The sequence below is a fragment of the Polyangiaceae bacterium genome, from assembly GCA_016715885.1.
Lineage (GTDB): Bacteria > Myxococcota_A > Polyangia > Polyangiales > Polyangiaceae > Polyangium.
The window spans coordinates 16,216-34,235 of the sequence record JADJXL010000012.1 but is presented as its reverse complement, the minus strand read 5'-3'; the positions used below and the strand labels follow the sequence as shown (position 1 = coordinate 34,235).

The following is an 18,020-nucleotide window of genomic DNA, read 5'->3' as shown; positions in this document are numbered from 1 at the left end:
CACGGACGTATCGCCGGCGCCACGGGTGCTTCATTCCGCGCCAGCCGGTGCGGGTGTTGGTGCGGGAACGGAAGCTTGCGTCTTGGGTCGCGCGTTCCACACGCGCGTGGCGAGAAAGAAACCAACGAGGGCCACGGGGATCATGGCGATCGGCCATATTTTCCAATTGGCCGGGTCTTTGTCAGCCGGTGCAGCGGGAAGAATGCGTGCGTAGAGCAGCGATTGAACACCGGTGCCGAGGTACACGAATCCATCGATGAAGCCCGTTGCCGTGCCCGCGTTTTTCTTGCCACCGAAATCGGCGCTCGCCGTGCCCGACAACATGCCGTGCACGCCGATGACGCATAACGACATGAATACGACGGACCAGCCGGTCATCACGGTGCCGAGCGTGAGAAGCGTGAGAAGCGACCCTACGAGAAGCCCGCCATATAGCACGGACGCGACGGGACCGCGCCTTGCGCTGAAAACGTGGTCGGAAATGAAGCCCGCGAAAACGCCGCCGAGAATACCTGCGACGCAAAGCAAGACGCCCCAGTTCGACGATACGAACCCCTCTTTGACGCCGGTCTTCGCGGCGAACACGAGGTACCATTGCATGACGGCATTGCGCAAAAATCCGCTGCAAAATTCGATTGCAACGATGATCCAAATGACCTTTTGGGAAAATAGTGTGCGCGCAACTTCGAGCACGCTTTGCCTTGGACCGGTGTCGCCGCTCGATGCATCGGCAGTGTCGAAATCAGGGAAACCTGCCTCGCTCGGCAAATCGCGAATGAGAAAACTATCGAGGATACAGAAGGCAATGAGCATTCCGGCGGGTACGAGGAATGCGTTCGTCAAGCCCATTGATGAGGCAATCGCGCGGCTGCCATCGTATGCAAAATAAAGACCGAGCGATATCAAAATGCCGAAAACACCTCCGAGCATCCCACGTTCGCGCACGTGGAACCACGCCGCGTTGACCTTGACGATCGATACGGCGCCGAAACTTTGAAAGTACATGTTCGCCGTGTTGAGCGCCGTCATCGCAGTGATGACGGCGTCGTGGTCCATGCTCCCTGATTGCGCGCGCCCGATGATGTTTGCCATGAGCAAGTTCATGAGCGCCGAACCACCGGCAGAAATGAGCATCGTCGCGCGACCACCCCACCTATCCGCCAGGGGCCCATTGAGCAGAAACGCCACGCCATAGACGAACGAGCCGATACCACTGATGTCGCCAAATTCGGTCTTGCTCATCAGTCCGAGTTTGTCGAAGAGCGGAGCGTTGGCCGACAAGTTGTACCGCCCGAAGTAGAGCAGCGCGTAGGTCAAGCCGAGCGGGAACCAGTTCATGAAGCGACGCCGCTTGTACGCATCCGAATGACCGACGTCGATCTTCGGCAACCGAAGCATCACAACGCCGATCGCAACGAGCAGAAGCAGAATCGGGAGGAAGTTCTGGAGCCAGTTCGGCATGACGCGCGCATGTTACTCGACCGAGCATCGAGTGCCGAGAGCGAATGTTTGGACTGCGCAACGCGCCCCGACGCCTTGCATCCCGCTAGGTTCGCGATCAACTTGCCCACATGCCGATCGACGACGCGACCGCACTGCCGGATCTACCTACGGACCCGAGCGTCGTGCGTCGCGACAGGCTTCTGGGCGCGCTTTTTGCCCTCGACCCAGAGATGTCGCTTCTTCAACATCGTCCGGAATTTTCATTGCTCATATCGCCCAGCGCGCCGCCGCAGATCTTTCTTCTGCCTACGCGCGATCGCGATGCGCTGAAACGATTGCCGGAGATCGTCGCGGAGATCGTTCGAGTTGCAAGTACCGGCAACGTACCGACGCACGTGGTGGCCATCGGCGGTGGTCCCGCGGTCGTGCAAGCACTCCAGACGGGATCTCGCGGCGCGGCCAACGTGCGCTTCGGCTTTCATCACGTCGACGATGCGAGCCGTCTTGCACACGTTTCTGGGGACAAACTCGGCCTGCTCGAAGCGGCAGCCGAGCGCATCAAGCAAAGCGACGCGCCGTCCAACGAGCGGCTCCAGGAAGCTCTCGTACGAGGCCGATCGCTCGTGGAGCGCGACCATCAAGCCATGGTCAAACTCCGCGGACAAACCCCGATGACCATCGCGCTCATCGCAGCGTGCGGCGCGGTGGCGCTGTTCGCGATGATCACGGCGAGCTCGTCCGAGTACGCGAAGGTGGTCATGGGGATGGGCGCGACAAACGGTCCGCTCGTCCGTGGCGGTGAATGGTGGCGCCTCTACGCATCGACGTTCCTGCACTGGAGCGTGATGCACTTCATCATGAACATGCTGGCGCTCTTCAACTTGGGCATGCTGCTCGAGCCGGTCTTGGGTGCCCGCAGGTTCTTCATCCTGTACGGTTTGTCCGGGCTAGGTGGGGCGCTCGTCACGACGTACTTCTCCGACAACAAGATGAGCGCCGGTGCATCGGGGGCGATCTGGGGGCTCATGATGGCGGTCTTGGCCATCGTGGTGTTTCCTCGAGGGCTCTTGCCGCCGCTGCTCGTGGCGCGCTTGAAGTCGAGCGCATGGCGACCGTTGGTGCTCAATGTATTTTTGAGCTTCCTGCCGGGCATCGACGTACTCGCGCATTTTGGCGGCGGTTTCTTCGGGTTTGTCCTGATGATTTTGTTCTTGGGCGACGGGCTCGTGCCGGTCGATCAGCGTATGCCTGGAGCGAGCATCGAGACGACGCCGCGTCCGTGGCTATCGGCGGTCGCGGGGGTCATCGCGTTGGCGATGGCAGCGTCCGTTGGGATCGGGATGATGGCGGTGCGTGGGTGAGGACCATTTGACCTCCAACCATCTCACTCCCCGACAAACTCCGGATCCTCGATCGCCTCCGACGTGCATTCCGCAGGCGCCGTGACCGGATTGCATCGCGACGGCGTTCCGCCCGGCAAGTCGAACCAGTAAGCCATCCCGTCGACGGGCGCCGGGTAGTCCGTCGTCAAAAAGTGCACGCCGTTTGTCATGGCCGCATCGCGCGCCTCCTGCGTTCCATCGACGAACGTGCGCACGAGCATGTTCGCTGCGAGCGCCTCGGCGATGGCCGCCGCATCTCCCAGCGGGCTATTCAGAACCGCGATCGCTGCCCACGGATCCGTCGGCGACGCGTCCGCGAAGAGAATTCGTCCAGCCAAACCCGTGTGGTTCTTCGTGTAGAGCTGCCGGTTCGTCCCCGAATCATCCAGCGTGAACAGCACCTGCCCTCGCAGCTCGCCAAGCGTCGGCCAACCGTTTTTCTTCACGGCGTCCCGCAACGTCGCTTCGCTCCCCTGCAATTCGTCCGGCGTGAACAATCGATTGTCAGGCCAAACGCTACGTATTTCCTTGTGCATCGCCTCGAAATACGTTTCCGCCGAAACTTCGGGCACCGTGTCTTTCATTTCGATTTGCACCACCAGCGCATGATGAGCTCGGTGCGCATCCGACCATTTCTTCAGGACGGACAAACAGTCGGTGAATTTTCGACACGTGGTTTGCTCGTCGAGAATGGGCAAATGGTACACTTCGAAGATTTCGAGCGACGCATTGAAGCGTATGTCGAGCTCCACGTGCCGGACACCTTGCGCGCCGAGCTGCACGTCGAGCGGAGCGTGCGTGTAGTTCCAATCTTCGACGGTGTTGTCCTTGGTCTCGATATGGTAGCTGTTGTGCGTGGATTTGGTTTGCACGTGATGCAAACGAAGCACGTCGTCGAGCGGGTAATCGAACTTCGGCACGGGTTCGGGCTCGGGGGTTTTTCCGCTTCCCGTTTCACCTCCACAACCCAAAACCGAGAGTGCTGAAAGCAGCGCAAGCGATACGTAGCGTTTGAAGCGGAACACGAGAACACCTCCGACGTCCGAGCGTAGCGAAAGGCAGGGCTCGGTTGCGAGGCAGAATTTGTGAGCGGCGTGTGCGGACCGCTTGCTTTTTGAGCTGCATGAGGCCATGCCTCGATCGTTCGAGGAGGCTGTCATTTCCGCATCGTCCGTTCACGCAGAGAGACCGACCGTAGCCATCGTTGGCGCGGGCATCATCGGCCTTTCCATCGGCTTTCGGCTGGCGCTCGCAGGCTGCCGCGTAGACGTGTTCGATAGGGCCGATGCGGGGCGCGGAGCAACGCATGCCGCGGCCGGGATGCTCGCGGCTGGCGTGGAAGCCGAACCTGGCGAGCAGGTGCTCTTGCCGCTGTGTCTCGCAAGTCAAGCGATGTGGCCAGAGTTTGCCCAGGAACTGGAAGCCTCGAGCGGCGAGCAAGTGGATTTGCGTCTCGATGGAACGCTCGTGGTGGCGCTCAATCGTGACGATGTGGAAGCATTGCGCCACAGATACGATTTTCAGCGGAGCCTGGGGATTTCGATCGAATGGCTATCAGGCGCGGCAGCACGCGAGCGCGAACCGCATTTGCATCCACGCACGGCGGGGGCAATCTTTTCTGCAAAGGATGGTCAGGTCGACAATCGCAACGTCGCTTCGGCATTGAAAACAGCCTTTTTGCGCGCAGGTGGCCATTTGCATGAACACACGCCCGTCGCAGGAATCGACATCGAGGCGGGGCGAGCGCGGGGAGTCGTCATTGCGGAAAAGCTTCATTCGGCAGACATCGTCGTACTTGCCGCGGGCGCGTGGTCACGCATGCTCTCGGGTTTGCCCTCGTCAGCAATGCCTCCAGTTCGGCCGGTCAAAGGGCAAATGATTGCCGTGCGAATGAATCCCAAAGAGCCGCTCGTGCGTCACGTGATATGGGCGCCGAAGAGTTACTTGGTGCCGCGTTTCGATGGCCGGCTGCTCATTGGTGCGACCACGGAAGAAAAGGGGTTCGACGCGAGTTTGACGGCAGGCGGCGTCCTGGCGCTGCTCGAAGCGGCATGGCGTGCGCTCCCTGGAATCGAAGAGCTGGCGATTGATGAAATGTGGACGGGATTTCGTCCAGGAAGCCGCGATGACGCTCCGGTGCTCGGTCCGGTGCCCGGCATCGATGGTCTTTTGCTGGCGACCGGACATCATCGTAATGGCATTTTGCTCGCGCCGATCACCGCGAAAGCGATTGCGGATTTTGTTTTGATTGGAAAACTCGACGATCGCATCTCGAAATTTGGTATTGATCGTTTTACAAAAAGCCGGGAGACTTCATGATGCGACTCAATGGAAAACTCTTGACTTCCGCGCCCGAGCGCCTTGTCGATTTGCTTGCAGCGCAAGGTTTCCAGGTGGAAACGCGAGGCATCGCCGTAGCGATCAATGGTAGCGTCGTGCCAAGATCGAAGTGGGCAGAGACGGTGCTGTCAGGGGAAGACGACATCGAAATCGTCAAGATCATGCAAGGTGGTTGAAATGATGTCGAACGAAAAAACCAATGGTAAATCGAGTGATTCGTTGATCATTGCGGGCAGGTCGTTTTCGTCGCGCTTGTTTCTAGGATCTGCGGGGTATCCGAACCAAAATATTTTTCTCGATGCGTTCACGGCATCGGGGGCAGAAATCTTGACCGTATCGATTCGAAGGGCCGATCTGTCGGGTCATGCCGAATCGCTCTTCGACCTCGTTGCAGGTCGCGCGTTTCTTTTGCCAAACACTGCCGGCTGCGCCACCGTGAAAGACGCCGTATTGACCGCGGAGCTCGGTCGCGAAGCGCTCGAAACCGCTTGGGTGAAGCTCGAATTGATTGGCGATCGCGAAACGCTTCATCCGGATGTCGAGCAACTCTTGCGTGCGGCGGACGAGCTCGTGCGGAGTGGTTTTACCGTTTTGCCTTACTGTACGGATGATCCCATTGTGTGTCAGCGATTGGCCGATATCGGGTGTGCTGCGGTGATGCCGCTGGGTTCGCCGATTGGATCGGGTCTTGGCATTTTAAATCCGTACAACATTGAACGAATTTGCGCACGGTCGCCCGTCCCCGTCGTATTGGATGCGGGCGTAGGAACGGCATCCGACGCAGCGCTCGCCATGGAGCTCGGATGTGATGCGGTATTGCTGAACACGGCGGTGTCGCGCAGCAATGATCCCGTCAAAATGGCAACGGCGATGAAGTTTGCGGTCGAAGCCGGACGGCTGGCTCGCCTAGCGGGGCGAATTCCGAAGAAAACGCGCGCTGAAGCTTCGAGCCCCGAGCTTGGGCTGATTGGGACGTGACCATTTGAAATGCGTTCGGCTCGGCTTCCCGCACCGCTGCTATTGATTACGGACCGCTCACAAGCGCGCCGGCCGCTTACCCACGTGATTCAATCGGCGCTCGAGGGCGGGTGCCGTTGGGTGAGCTTGCGGGAAAAGGACATGTCGCCAAGCGAGCGATTGTCGCTCGTGAATGAGCTATTGCCCATCGTGCGTCAGCGCGGCGGCACGCTGCTCGTTCACGGCGATATACATGCAGCCATTCATTCGGACGGCGTGCATTTGCCCGCGGGTGCAAATGTCGCAGAGGCGCGCACGCACCTGGGAGAATCGGCAATCATTGGATTGTCCTGCCACACCCTCGAGGATGTCGCGGCATCGACCGGCGCTGATTATGTGACGCTCGGTCCGTTTGCCAGAACCGCGAGCAAACCGGGCCTCACGGCCGTGCTGAAGCCGGAGGTCCTACGAGAAGCGGCGCTGCTTGGGGTGCCTGTGTTTGCGCTGGGTGGCGTGGACGAGACAAACGTGGGTATGCTGAAGCGAGCGGGGGCGTCGGGATTTGCGGTGATGGGAGGCGTCATGCGAAGCGAGGATCCGGGGAACTACGTGAAACGGCTGATGGAGGCTTGGGATGCGGCATGAACCGGGAAAACCGACCAACCATCCTTGACCTCTGGCCCGTTGTTCCTCATGAAAAAGTCTGTTCAGGTTGCAGCTCATGAAAATCATCAAGTTTCAAGACGATAGGCAACGTCGGTACGTTTTTCCAAACCCTCCGGCACGAGTGGTCTCGCTCGTCCCGAGCGACACGTATTCCGTCATTCGTTTGGGTGCCAAAGACAAACTCGTCGGGCGCACGCGATTTTGCATCGCTCCCGAAGCGGACGTGAGCGACATCGAAATCGTCGGGGGCACGAAAGACGTCGACGTCGACCGCGTCATATCGCTCGAGCCGGATCTGGTGATCGCGAATCAGGAAGAAAATACGCGCTCGCAAATCGAAAAGCTCGATGCAGCGGGCATCTCCGTGCTGGTTTCGTTCCCCAAACGGTTTGCCGAAGGCATTTCTCATTTGGCTCGGCTCGCCATTGCGCTGGGCATTTCCGAAGAGCCCTCGGCGCGTGCGCTCGTCGCTACCGCGTATCGTGCGCATCGCGAAGCTGAACAGCACCGGCAAGATCACGCGCCCGTGCGCGCTTTCGTGCCCATTTGGATGGACCCGCTCATGACGGTGCATGAATCCACGTTCATCTCGGACACGCTCGATCTCGTTGGAGGTCAAAACATTTTCGCCGACCGGCCGCGACGTTATCCGCTTGCCGCGGACCTTGGAAAGGCCGCGCCGCTTCCGCCCGAACGCGTGGGCGATCGCGACACGCGTTACCCGCGCGTGACGCTGGACGAAGTCGTCGCGCGTCAGCCCGATGTGGTGATCCTGCCCGATGAACCTCACGCATTCACCGAGTCCGATGCGGACACGTTCCGAGCGCTCGATATTCCGGCTGCCAAAAACGGGCGCATTGTTTTCTGTGACGGCAAGGATCTCATGTGGTACGGCGCGCGCAGCATCGAAGGCATCGAACGGCTTCGGCGCCTCGTGCTCGGTGACGGTCCAAAAACCTGAATTAGGCTTTGCAAATCGGGGCCATTCGGGGTAATTCCGAGCGGCCGAAATGCTGCCAGGACGCGTGTCATGACTTGGAATCGTAAAAACGTCGAAAGCAAGGTCATCGAAGTCTTTACAAAACACCGACAGTCGCAGGTCGATGTCGAATTGTCGACGCGAATCGTCGCCGACCTCGGCATCGATTCGCTCGGCGTGATGGAAGTTCTCGCCGAGGTCGAGGACACGTATGGCCTCTTGATCCCCGACGAGGCGCTCAAGCAAATCGAAACCGTGGGTGATGTCATAACGGCCATCGTGGAGCGTCTTGGACAAGACGGAAGGCTGAGCGAATGAGCGGGCACGTGTCGCGCACCGTCGCACGCGCAATCGAGGATGCGGCGGCCGTAAGCAAAACGGGTTATCGATTCCTCGGGGAATCGCGGCAAGACGAGCGGTTTTATTCGTACGCGGACGTCGAGCGGGAGAGTGGGCGTTTTGCGGGAGCCATGCAGGCGCTCGGGCTGCGCAAAGGTGACCGGATTGCGCTGATCCTTCCTGACAATGCCGATTTCGTCTTTGCGTTTCTCGGTGCCGTGCGAGCAGGCATCGTGCCCGTGCCGATTTATCCGCCGACGGGGCTCGGAAAACTCGCGGGATATCTCGACAATACGCTGCACATCGTGGCGAAAAGCGGCGCGCGAATCCTGCTGACGAACAAAGAAGTGAAATTGCTGCTCGGGACGATTCAAGCCAAAGCCCCAGAGCTCGAGCAAGTCGTCGCAGTCGAAGACGTCCGCGTTTCCCATGAACGATTACGCCCGGTCGACGTCAGTCTGGATGACGTGTGCTTTTTGCAATTCACGAGCGGTTCGACGGCGCGTCCGAAGGGCGTGACGTTGACGCACGCGAATCTTGCGGCAAACGTGCGTTCGATCATGCAGCTCGGGCTCGCCGTGACGGATACGGTCGATTCAGGCGTTTCCTGGCTGCCGCTTTATCACGACATGGGCCTCATCGGGTTCGTCATTGCGCCCATTTACCACAAGAATGCGGTGACGTTTTTGCCTCCGCTCCTCTTTTTGAAGCGTCCGGCGAGGTGGCTCGAGGCGGTATCCCAATATCGAGGAACCATATCATTCGGGCCGAACTTTGCCTACGCCTTGTGCGTCAAACGCATCAAGGACGCGGAAATGAAAGGGCTCGACTTGTCTTCATGGCGCGTCGCAGGGTGCGGAGCGGAACCCATTCGAGCTGAAAACTTGCGGGCATTCGCGCAAAAATTTGCTCCCGTGGGGTTCGACGAAAAAGCGTTCGCGAGCTGTTATGGTTTGGCCGAAGCGACCTTGGCGGTATCGTTCAGCATTGGCCAAGGCGTCGTGACCGATGTCGTGGACGGTGAAAGGTTATGGTCCGAAGGGCGCGCAGAACCTGCCAAAGAGGACAGCGCTCGCGCATCGGCCGTGGTGCAATGCGGTCCGGCATTCGAGGGGCACGAGGTGTGTGTCTTCGCGCCCGATGATGCGGAGAGCGTAAAACCGCTCGGAGAACGCGAAATTGGAGAGATCCGCATTCGCGGGGCGAGCGTGATGCAAGGGTATCATGGCGATCCCGAGGCGACTCGACATGCATTCGCCGGGGGCTATTTGCGTACGGGTGACCTTGGGTATCTCGCGGACGGGAAAATCTACGTTTGCGGGCGATCCAAAGAAGTCATCATCGTCAATGGCCGCAACTACTATCCGCAAGACATCGAATGGGAAGCGAGTCAAGTGGATGGCATTCGCAAAGGTAACGTCATTGCGTTCGGTACGATGACGGGTCCCGGCGATCGAGAACGCGTGGTCGTGGCATTCGAAACGGGCGTGACGGACGAAAAAGAACAGCAAAAGCTCGTCGCGAAAGCACGCGAAGCGATTCAACAAGCGGTGGGTTTGACCGTGGACGACATCGTGCCGCTTGCGCCGGGCGTTTTGCCAAAAACGTCGAGCGGCAAGTTGCAACGCGGAAAAACGCGCGAATTGTACGAATCGGGCGAGCTCACCCGGCGAACGAGCGCGCGTGAAGTGGACAAACTGGACCTAGCCAAGGAATTTGCGAAGAGCCAGCTTGGCTATTTTCGGCATCGGTTGTTTGGAAAAACGGACGATTGAAGGGCGGCCTTAAAATCCCCCCTCCAGCGCCAACCCCGGAACCGTGATCGGCCCAAGCGTCCGCGGCTGACAAATACCTTCTTTGCACGTCACGTCGAAGACTTCTTTGCTGAGCGTCGCGTTCTGAATGTCGAATATCAGCCCAATGAAGCCGGTCTTTCCCACCGTCCAGCGCCGTGAAACACGCACGTCGAGCCTGTAAAACGGGCGCGTGCGCTGCGGATCCGAATTCGGAGGACGGCCCGTGCCTGCTTCTTCGGCAGGAAATCCGCTATAAAATACATGCCTGACGCCTCCACGCCAATGCTTGGTGAATTCATACAATATCGCCACGTGCGCCACGTGCGTGCGATCCACCGCGGAGGGTATCGTCACGCCATTCGAAGACGTGCGCGTCGAACGCGAAAGCGTGTACGATGCAATGAAGAGCATGTCTTTGCGTAATGCACCGCGAGCGTTCAATTCGAGACCATACGCATCACCCGTGCTGCGCGACAAAAAGCGTTCGGGCCCGAGGGTCGTGCCGCGATCGGTCCCAATCGGATCGGTCATGTTGAACGTGACTTGGCGAAATACGCTCGCACCCAGCTCGATGGGAACGGGAAACAACTTGACTTCGGCCCCGAAGCTCGATTGAAAGCTTCTTTGCAATCCCCCCGTAATACCTGCAATTTGCAGCGCCGGCAACGGGGCAAACCCAGGCAATTGCGACGCCAGGCCAATGGTCGGCACGAGTTTTACTCGGTCACCCACGCCAAAACGGCCTACGATTTTCGGGTCGATCGCGGTCGCATCGTTGCCCATCGATCGATAATGATCGATGCGCAATCCGGGCGTGATCGTCGAGCTTTCATTCAGCACGATCAAAGCATCGGTCCAGGCGCCAGCAACAAAATCCCAGCGGCTCGGAAAAAGAGCACGAAATGCTTCATCGAGCTGCGAGAGCGCCAGCGGTTTGTCCAAGCAAGATGCATCCCCGGCTGGACACGGCTCGTGATGCACCATGTCGTAACGATCCACCATGACGTCAATGCCCGCGCGCAGGAGGGCCTTGCCGTGACCCATGGGCTTTGCAAATCGCAGGCGAGCGCCAATTTTGTAGTTCGTCGCGCGCTCGACGCCCACATCGCGTGAGCGGTCGAGGCCCAGGGTCACGGCAGCTCGCAGTTTGCCCCCGGAATCGAAATCGTGATCGTAACGCAGGTCGAGCCTGTGAAAATCCGCATTGAGGAGCGTGTCGCGTTCGTCAGTTTCTCCTGTCGTTGCGGCGAGTTTGTCCCACGCTCCAAATGCAAGCGCCGAAAATTTTCCGCGTGATCCAATTCGATGCGTAAATCGAGCTTGATAATCAGCGTATCCAAAATCGACGTTTTTCACGAGCGCCGAAATGAGGTGCGCTCCGGCCGAATAATGGCCTCCCACGAGCACCGTCGCATCTTCCGACACGGGACCTTGAACGACGCCGCCGATGTCCACGAATCGAAACATCCCTTCGCCTCGCCATTGTGTTGGTAATGGCGCAGGTTCGGCGTCGACGGCTGCTCCTGCGAGGCGCCCGATATCGGCCGGATATGGCCCCATGTGCAAATTCACGCGAGAAACGAGCGGCGCTGGAATGACGCTCGGTCCCGCACCCGCATGAAATAGAAGCGGAACGCGAATGCCGTCGTAATAATATCCAATGTTTCCCGGAGGCGCTCCGCGAATGTAAAAATAGGGCAAACCGCTCGCCGTGGGCGTGACGCCAGGCTGCAATTCGATCGCTCGATAAGGATCTCCGAGCACCCCGGGCATTTCGCGAATGTCACGCCGCTTCAGCGCTACCGATCCAGCAGGGGCCTTGTCGCCCTCGACGGTCACTTCGATGGGCTCGGGGGGCGGCGGTGGTGGCGCCGGCGTTTCGACTGGAGGAGACGCTGCGGGCTCTTCGGGCGGCGCAGGTTGAGCATTCGCCGCGGATGACCGAAATGCGATCGCCAGCATTGCGGCTTTCAGGAGCCGTTTCTCGCGCGTCCATCGTCCGGCCGCCATGGGTGCAGCGATGGCATGGCGAGCAGGCCGATGCAACGGCCGAACGGTGCGCAGTCGATGCATCGGCGGCAAGCAGTCCGCGAGCATCGACACGCCCTGGCACTCGAGCCCGAGACCTTCTACGTTTGGGGCACGATGACGGACATGGAGCGCACGCACATCGACCCGAATCTCGACCTCGAAGCGGAGATTCGGAGGCTCAAGCGAGAGCGGAACGCTGTTTTGCTCGCGCACTACTACCAAGAGGGCGACATCCAGGATCTTGCGGATTTCCTTGGAGATTCGTTGCAGCTCGCGCAGCAGGCGAAGAAGACGACGGCCGACGTCATCTTGTTTGCGGGTGTTCACTTCATGGCCGAAACGGCGAAGATTCTGAATCCCGATCGCGTCGTGGTCGTGCCCGATCTCGAAGCCGGATGCTCGCTGGCCGATGGTTGTCCTGCCGATCGTTTTCGCGCGTGGCGCGCCAAATACCCCGATGCCGTGGCCATCACGTACATCAACTGCAGCGCCGACGTGAAAGCCGAAAGCGACTACATTTGCACTTCGTCGAACGCCGAGAAGATTGTCCGGGCCGTACCCGCGGACAAAGAAATTTTATTTGCGCCCGACAAGAACCTCGGCCGATGGCTCATCCAAAAGACCGGGCGACAGATGCGTCTGTGGCAAGGTAGCTGCGTCGTGCACGAAACGTTCAGCTTGCGCAAGATCGTCGGTCTGCGGGAGCGACATCCGGAGGCCAAACTCATCGCGCATCCCGAGTGCGAAGAGCCGATTTTGAAGATGGCCGACTTCATTGGCTCGACGACGGCGCTTTTGAAATACACGACGACCGATGATGCAAGCTCGTACATCGTGGCGACCGAGAGCGGCATCATTCATCAGATGCGCAAAGCATCCCCGCACAAGACGTTCATCGAAGGGCCGCCCGAGAAAAACTGCGCATGCAACGAGTGCCCGTTCATGCGGCTCAACACGCTCGAGAAGGTATATCTCGCGCTGCGCGATCTGACGCCGCGGATCGAGATGTCGCAGACGCTGCGCGAGCGCGCGCGTGTGCCGATCGATCGGATGCTCGCGCTATCCTAAAGCGACGAACACGTCGCCGACTCGACGACGAAGCGCCGAACGAGCGAGCGTACTGCGCCTGGATCGAACGGTTTTTCCAAGAGCTCGTTCGATATGCGTTCAAAAAATCGTCGCGTATCGCTGGCGAACGTTGCGCCCGTGCAGAAAACGATGCGACTCGTCATCTCGGGAGCAAGCGTGCGGAGCTTCTCGTAAAAGTCGATCCCGCTCATGCCGGGCATTCGCACATCGCACAGAATCACGTCGAAACAATGGCCAGCTTCGACGAGCGAGAGCGCATCGGGCACGCTCATGACAGCCATGACGTCATGCTCGGTCCTGAGAAGGCGCCTCAGTGCCGCCACGATGAACGCTTCGTCATCGATGAGCAGAACTCGCCCGCGTCGTGCTGCATCCGAATCAACCACTCGAAGAGCCTTCCAAGATCCATAGTCCTCCCCCATCGTCGCCACGAGTGCAAGGCGTGACGCATCAAAAAATAGCGTTCAAAAGCGTCGAAATGATGACGCTTGGTCCAAATGTACGAACACTTGGTCACTCACGAAACGACCAATTCACGCTTCCGAATGACCAATGTGGCGGCGAATGGCGTCGGCAACTTCCAGCCGATCGAATAATCGCTCGACGTAATCGAGTCGATCCGTTTCGATGACGAGCGTCGGGGACAAGTCGTACCGGGCGTGCCATTGCTCGTAGAGTTTGTCGAGGGCTGCGAGGTAGGTGCGAGGTACTTTGCGTTCGAATTCACGACCTCGCTCGCGGATTCTGCGAACGAGGGTTTTCAGCGGGCAGCGCAAATAAATCATGAGATCCGGGGGCCGAATTTCTTCACGGAGAGTGCGATAAAGGTCTTGGTACATGGTCCAATCGCGATCGTCGATGTACCCGGCTTGATGCAAATGCGCGGCGAAGATCTCCGCGTCTTCATACAGCGTCCGATCTTGCACGATGGGCCGCGAATCCTGAGACGCCCGGATGAGCACGTCGCGATGAATACGAAATCGGCGGACGAGGAAAAAGAGCTGCGAGCTCATGGCCCACCGAGGCATGTCGGCGTAAAAGTCCGACAAATACGGGTTGTCTTCGTTCGGCTCGAAGAACGGAACCATTCCGAATTGCTGTTCGAGCCACTTGACGAGGCTCGATTTACCGGCGCCCATATTTCCCGCAACGGCAATGATGCGTGGACGCGTCGCCTTCGGACCGTGTTGCAACCGAGACATCACACTCCTTCAGAGCACCAAGGCAAGTCCGAGGGTTTGCACGAAACTCGCAGTTATCGAGGGAAATGCCGCGACGGGCGTACGGCGTCCGAGTGCATCGATCGCTTGACCATTACGGAGTGCGGTACCTCGTTGCGCCACATGAAAGGCCGCCGTCGCTTCGAATTCGACGGACAACCAATTCTTCACCACTTCAATCGACGTGCCGATACCCATTGGAAACTCGACGAACGAAAACACTCGCTCACGAACTTGAAACGACCCTGCAGAGCTTGCGACATCGAAGCGCCCGGTTTCGAGACGCCCCCATCCTGCGCCTACGGTGAGCCAGGTTCGAGCTCGCGGTCCAAGCGGCAACGTGGGGGACAAACGCAGACCGAACGAGTAACTCGTCATGGGAATTGGGCCGGGATCACCGGGCAGCCCCAAAGCCCCAGCGGACGGATCCAATTCGCTCGAAGCTCGCACGACATACAGATTCGCGCGCAAGTAACGCACGATGTCCACTCGAGCGGACAAACCCACGCCCAAAGCGGACGGATAACGCACCAGCGATTCGCCGTCGGTTTGTCCTTCTGCAACTCGATGCACGAGCGCCACGGCGGCGCCGAAGTCGACATGCCGGCTTTCGGGCTTGGCGCTCGGCTCGAGCGGCGGAAGTGGAGCGGGCCTTGGCGGCGCCGCGGGAGCTTCCGATGACTGCTCTTCTGCGCTCGCAACTGTGGGCATGGCCAAGGCCAAGCAGAACGAAGCGCCGAGCGTGATGACGCCCCGCATCGAGCTCGTTCCGAGGCACGTCATTCGCACACGCATCTGAGGGTGTTGTAGCAAAGTTCGGGCAAGCCGGTCGATCGAGCAAACACATGGGGACCAAGTGCGTGTGGATTCGTGACAAGTGCCGGCTTTTGCGGCACACTTCGCCCGCCATGCAAACGTTCCGAAAAATCTTCGTTCTCGCCTCGTTCACTCTTGCCTTGGCAGCGTGCGCCAAGTCCGAAGCACCGGCGCCCGAAGCTACGCCGCCAGCGGTCGCGCCCGCACCGACCACGCTGGAGCCGAAAGCCGCGACGGCAGAAGCCATCAAGCCTTTGCAGCAGAAAAAGTATGGCCAACCGGTGACGGAGGCCAAAGCCACGACGTTGACCGATCTGGTCAAGGAGCCGACGAAGTTTGCGGATCAAACCGTGCGCACCGAAGGTGTCGTATCGGCTGTGTGCAAGTCGATGGGTTGCTGGATGGAGATTGCCGATTCGTCGGGACAAGCGCACATCAAGATGGCCGGACACAGCTTCTTCGTGCCCCGTGATGCGCACGGACATCGCGCCGTCGTGCAAGGCAAAGTTCTGTCGCCGTCCGCAGACAAGGGCATGTGCGGTGCCGATGATGGTTGCGGTCAGGGATCGAGCGCCAAGCTGGCGAAGGTCGAAATCGAAGCGACGGGTATCGAGTTCGTCGATTGAAATGGTTCTTGGTCGAGGGGGCGCGTTGGATGACGCCCCCTCACCATTGACTCATTTCGCTTCGGAAAGTGCGCGGCTGACGACCTTCTTGAACTTCGAGAGCGGCTGCGCGCCCGAGATGTAATACCCGTTGATGACAAATGCGGGCGTTCCCGAGATCTTCGCGGCTTCGGCAATCTTTTTGTCAGTAGCAATCAGATCCTTGTACGTCTGACCATCGATTGCGGCACCAACCTTTTGCACGTCGAGACCCAGCGACGCAGCCGTTTTTTCAATCCCCGCCCGATCGAGCTGCGACTGATCCTTGAAAAACGCATCGTGCATCTGCCAGAAACCTTCGGCGCCCTTTTGCTTCCATGCTTCCATGGCCGCGAGCGCCGCGGGCATCGCATTCGAGTGGAACGGCAAGGGCATGTTGCGCCAAACGAACCGAATTTTGCCGGGGAAAGCGGCTTCCAGGTCGACCATGGTTTCCGCCGCGCGTTTGCAGAACGGGCATTCGAAATCCGAAAAAATCTGCACGGTGACTTTGGCATTGGCCGGCCCGCGGGTCGGTTGATCCCTCGACGGCGCGGGAATGGTCACCTTTTCATACACGATGACTTTGCCGCCCTTGATGATCGCATCGTAGACCTTGGCCGCTGAAGTGCCTTTTTTGATGAGTCCTTCGGCGTGTTTGATTTCGTCGTCGATGATTTCCTTGAATTTCTCCGGCTGCTGCGCTCCGACGATGCGCCGACCATTGATGAAAAACTGCGGTGTGCCCGTTGCCTCGATGTCTTCGGCCAAGTTTTGATCTCGCTCGATGAGGGCCACATGCTTGCGGCTTCTCACGGCATCCATGACCTTTTTCACGTCGAGCCCGAGGGTCGTGGCAATGGCTTCCAAGTCCGCATCTTCGAGCTTGCCATTGGCAGCATAAAGCATGTCGTGCGCTTTCCAGAAGGCCGCGTCGCCTTTCTGCGTGCGGGCTTCGAGCGCCAAATGCGCCGCCGCTTCGGCTCGCGTGTGGAATGCAAGCGGATTGCTTTTGTAAACGATACGGAGTTTGTCCCCATATTCACGCGCCAAGGCGTCGACCGTCCCCGAAGCGCGAACGCAAAATGGGCACTGGAAATCCGAAAACATGACCATCGTGACGGGGGCCGTGGTTTTCCCACGCACGGGTGAACCATCAATGGGCACTTTCCAAACCGTCGTCGTGTCCTCGGCAGGACGCGATGGCGAAGCTCCCGGTCTGTCCGCAGGCTTTTGGTAATTTTGAGCAGAAAGGACCGCGTATACACGCGCCGGCGACGTACCAGCCGCCAACGTCTTTCTCGCTGCCGCCACTTGTTCGTCGATGATCGCTCGAAATTTCTCCACGGGCTGCGCGCCGCTCAGGAGCACCCCATTGATGAAAAATGCCGGTGTTCCACGAACGCCGATGAGATTCGCCAAAGCAATGTCGTCCTCGATCTTTTTCGTCACCGCTCCTTTGGCAATGACGGCGTCGATGTCTTGACGCGAAAGCCCTCTCGGAAGCGATCCATCAATCACGTGTGAATCGAGGCGATGTGAAAAAAGCGCGTCGTGATATGCCCAAAACCACGCCGATCCGCGAAGCGCGTGCACGGCCATGGCCGCTTCGGCAGCCGGACGAGCATTCTTGTGAAATGCAAGGGGATAGTTTTTCCAAACAACCCTTAGCTGATCTTTACCGTAAATTCGCTTCAGCTCGTCGAGCGTGCCGAGCGCGCGCGCACAAAAGGGGCATTCGAGATCGGAAAACACGACAATCGTGACGAGCGCTTTCGGGCTTCCCCAACTGGGATCGGCCGCGGTCACCGGAATGGGACTCTGCGCGCCAAAGCCTGCATCGACTTCGTCGCCGCCGGTCCATGGGCCAAGCTGGGCAGGAACGACAGGAGGAGGAGGCGGGGCGAGCGCATCGTCGTGAGCGCCGCCCATCACGATCTCACCGGCAACCCCGTCGCCTCCTGCCGCTCGAGCTCCGCGCGGCGCACCGGCCTTTTGTGCAGCAACGGGTGCGCCCTCGTCATTCGCAGCGCCAGGGCCGCCCGTTGCAACGACCAAGTTCTTGTCCGTCGGGCTTGCGGCGCTTTCTTCCGCGCCTTGCAGGTTGGGCGACGGGGACGGAGATCCGGCGCAAGCAACCGCGCTCATCATTGTCGTGACAAACCCGAGACGAAGAACTTTCGAACGCATGCGCGGCACGATAGCAGGAATGCGGACGAGTGTCGGTCGATGGCCCGGAAGAATTCCTGCACCGCGCTCCGTCTTGGTCAATGCGAATGAGCGCAAACGTTCGTGCGGGTGGCGTGCTTCTCCTATAC

General features: G+C 59.3%; 17 protein-coding genes. 10 read left to right on the top strand and 7 right to left on the bottom strand.

What is annotated here, in order from left to right; translation table 11 throughout:
- Positions 1 to 30: 30 nt before the first annotated feature.
- On the bottom strand, positions 31 to 1,461 hold the full coding sequence (locus IPM54_13125; GenBank protein MBK9260746.1) for an MFS transporter: 1,431 nt from the start codon (positions 1,459 to 1,461) through the stop codon (positions 31 to 33).
- Positions 1,462 to 1,571: 110 nt separating this feature from the next.
- Between IPM54_13125 and IPM54_13120 the strand changes: the two genes are divergently transcribed.
- Positions 1,572 to 2,804 carry a rhomboid family intramembrane serine protease gene (locus IPM54_13120; protein ID MBK9260745.1) on the top strand — a complete coding sequence of 411 codons (1,233 nt, stop codon included), beginning with the start codon at positions 1,572 to 1,574 and terminating at the stop codon, positions 2,802 to 2,804.
- Positions 2,805 to 2,827: 23 nt separating this feature from the next.
- Here IPM54_13120 and IPM54_13115 read toward each other — a convergent pair whose 3' ends face one another.
- A complete protein-coding gene (locus IPM54_13115; protein ID MBK9260744.1) occupies positions 2,828 to 3,850 on the bottom strand; it encodes a hypothetical protein in 1,023 nt (340 codons plus the stop codon).
- Positions 3,851 to 3,956: 106 nt separating this feature from the next.
- Between IPM54_13115 and thiO the strand changes: the two genes are divergently transcribed.
- The 7 genes from thiO (at position 3,957) to IPM54_13080 (ending at position 9,881) form a co-directional block, all read left to right on the top strand.
- The gene (gene thiO / locus IPM54_13110; protein MBK9260743.1) at positions 3,957 to 5,144 is read left to right on the top strand and encodes a glycine oxidase ThiO; all 1,188 of its coding nucleotides are present in this window, start codon (positions 3,957 to 3,959) and stop codon (positions 5,142 to 5,144) included.
- Positions 5,141 to 5,341 (top strand): sulfur carrier protein ThiS, encoded by a 201-nt coding sequence (thiS, locus tag IPM54_13105; protein ID MBK9260742.1) that lies wholly within the window; start codon positions 5,141 to 5,143, stop codon positions 5,339 to 5,341. The genes thiO and thiS overlap by 4 nt, the downstream gene beginning before the upstream one ends.
- Before the next feature lie 4 nt (positions 5,342 to 5,345).
- On the top strand, positions 5,346 to 6,143 hold the full coding sequence (locus tag IPM54_13100) for a thiazole synthase (GenBank protein MBK9260741.1): 798 nt from the start codon (positions 5,346 to 5,348) through the stop codon (positions 6,141 to 6,143).
- Positions 6,144 to 6,152: 9 nt separating this feature from the next.
- On the top strand, positions 6,153 to 6,767 hold the full coding sequence (locus tag IPM54_13095; protein MBK9260740.1) for a thiamine phosphate synthase: 615 nt from the start codon (positions 6,153 to 6,155) through the stop codon (positions 6,765 to 6,767).
- A gap of 76 nt (positions 6,768 to 6,843) precedes the next feature.
- Positions 6,844 to 7,749 (top strand): ABC transporter substrate-binding protein, encoded by a 906-nt coding sequence (locus IPM54_13090; GenBank protein ID MBK9260739.1) that lies wholly within the window; start codon positions 6,844 to 6,846, stop codon positions 7,747 to 7,749.
- A gap of 69 nt (positions 7,750 to 7,818) precedes the next feature.
- Positions 7,819 to 8,085 (top strand): acyl carrier protein, encoded by a 267-nt coding sequence (locus IPM54_13085; protein MBK9260738.1) that lies wholly within the window; start codon positions 7,819 to 7,821, stop codon positions 8,083 to 8,085.
- Complete coding sequence (locus tag IPM54_13080; GenBank protein ID MBK9260737.1) at positions 8,082 to 9,881, top strand: fatty acyl-AMP ligase; 1,800 nt, start codon at positions 8,082 to 8,084, stop codon at positions 9,879 to 9,881. The genes IPM54_13085 and IPM54_13080 overlap by 4 nt, the downstream gene beginning before the upstream one ends.
- Before the next feature lie 9 nt (positions 9,882 to 9,890).
- Here the strand turns inward: IPM54_13080 and IPM54_13075 are convergent, their stop codons facing one another.
- Positions 9,891 to 11,912 carry a TonB-dependent receptor gene (locus IPM54_13075; GenBank protein MBK9260736.1) on the bottom strand — a complete coding sequence of 674 codons (2,022 nt, stop codon included), beginning with the start codon at positions 11,910 to 11,912 and terminating at the stop codon, positions 9,891 to 9,893.
- A 135-nt stretch (positions 11,913 to 12,047) separates the two neighbouring features.
- Here IPM54_13075 and nadA point away from each other — a divergent pair, with 135 nt between their 5' ends.
- Positions 12,048 to 13,001 carry a quinolinate synthase NadA gene (gene nadA / locus IPM54_13070; protein MBK9260735.1) on the top strand — a complete coding sequence of 318 codons (954 nt, stop codon included), beginning with the start codon at positions 12,048 to 12,050 and terminating at the stop codon, positions 12,999 to 13,001.
- Here nadA and IPM54_13065 read toward each other — a convergent pair.
- The 3 genes from IPM54_13065 to IPM54_13055 form a co-directional block, all read right to left on the bottom strand.
- Complete coding sequence (locus IPM54_13065) at positions 12,998 to 13,408, bottom strand: response regulator (GenBank protein ID MBK9260734.1); 411 nt, start codon at positions 13,406 to 13,408, stop codon at positions 12,998 to 13,000. The genes nadA and IPM54_13065 overlap by 4 nt on opposite strands.
- A gap of 147 nt (positions 13,409 to 13,555) precedes the next feature.
- Positions 13,556 to 14,224, bottom strand: coding sequence for a deoxynucleoside kinase (locus tag IPM54_13060; GenBank protein MBK9260733.1), 669 nt, complete (start codon positions 14,222 to 14,224; stop codon positions 13,556 to 13,558).
- Positions 14,225 to 14,233: 9 nt separating this feature from the next.
- A complete protein-coding gene (locus IPM54_13055; GenBank protein MBK9260732.1) occupies positions 14,234 to 15,001 on the bottom strand; it encodes a hypothetical protein in 768 nt (255 codons plus the stop codon).
- Between the two features lie 86 nt (positions 15,002 to 15,087).
- Here IPM54_13055 and IPM54_13050 point away from each other — a divergent pair, with 86 nt between their 5' ends.
- Positions 15,088 to 15,684, top strand: coding sequence for a DUF4920 domain-containing protein (locus tag IPM54_13050; protein MBK9260731.1), 597 nt, complete (start codon positions 15,088 to 15,090; stop codon positions 15,682 to 15,684).
- 51 nt (positions 15,685 to 15,735) lie between these two features.
- Here the strand turns inward: IPM54_13050 and IPM54_13045 are convergent, their stop codons facing one another.
- Positions 15,736 to 17,892, bottom strand: a complete 2,157-nt coding sequence (locus IPM54_13045; GenBank protein ID MBK9260730.1) for a thioredoxin domain-containing protein — start codon at positions 17,890 to 17,892, stop codon at positions 15,736 to 15,738.
- Positions 17,893 to 18,020: the final 128 nt, after the last annotated feature.

Excerpts from the sequence above, each read along its gene's own strand:
- IPM54_13125 (MBK9260746.1), bottom strand. The coding sequence starts at position 1,461 with ATGCCGAACTGGCTCCAGAACTTCCTCCCGATTCTGCTTCTGCTCGTT.
- IPM54_13120 (MBK9260745.1), top strand. The coding sequence starts at position 1,572 with ATGCCGATCGACGACGCGACCGCACTGCCGGATCTACCTACGGACCCG.
- thiO (MBK9260743.1), top strand. The coding sequence starts at position 3,957 with ATGCCTCGATCGTTCGAGGAGGCTGTCATTTCCGCATCGTCCGTTCAC.
- thiS (MBK9260742.1), top strand. The coding sequence starts at position 5,141 with ATGATGCGACTCAATGGAAAACTCTTGACTTCCGCGCCCGAGCGCCTT.
- IPM54_13100 (MBK9260741.1), top strand. The coding sequence starts at position 5,346 with ATGTCGAACGAAAAAACCAATGGTAAATCGAGTGATTCGTTGATCATT.
- IPM54_13095 (MBK9260740.1), top strand. The coding sequence starts at position 6,153 with ATGCGTTCGGCTCGGCTTCCCGCACCGCTGCTATTGATTACGGACCGC.
- IPM54_13090 (MBK9260739.1), top strand. The coding sequence starts at position 6,844 with ATGAAAATCATCAAGTTTCAAGACGATAGGCAACGTCGGTACGTTTTT.
- IPM54_13085 (MBK9260738.1), top strand. The coding sequence starts at position 7,819 with ATGACTTGGAATCGTAAAAACGTCGAAAGCAAGGTCATCGAAGTCTTT.
- IPM54_13080 (MBK9260737.1), top strand. The coding sequence starts at position 8,082 with ATGAGCGGGCACGTGTCGCGCACCGTCGCACGCGCAATCGAGGATGCG.
- IPM54_13075 (MBK9260736.1), bottom strand. The coding sequence starts at position 11,912 with ATGGCGGCCGGACGATGGACGCGCGAGAAACGGCTCCTGAAAGCCGCA.
- nadA (MBK9260735.1), top strand. The coding sequence starts at position 12,048 with ATGACGGACATGGAGCGCACGCACATCGACCCGAATCTCGACCTCGAA.
- IPM54_13060 (MBK9260733.1), bottom strand. The coding sequence starts at position 14,224 with ATGTCTCGGTTGCAACACGGTCCGAAGGCGACGCGTCCACGCATCATT.
- IPM54_13055 (MBK9260732.1), bottom strand. The coding sequence starts at position 15,001 with ATGCGGGGCGTCATCACGCTCGGCGCTTCGTTCTGCTTGGCCTTGGCC.
- IPM54_13050 (MBK9260731.1), top strand. The coding sequence starts at position 15,088 with ATGGGGACCAAGTGCGTGTGGATTCGTGACAAGTGCCGGCTTTTGCGG.
- IPM54_13045 (MBK9260730.1), bottom strand. The coding sequence starts at position 17,892 with ATGCGTTCGAAAGTTCTTCGTCTCGGGTTTGTCACGACAATGATGAGC.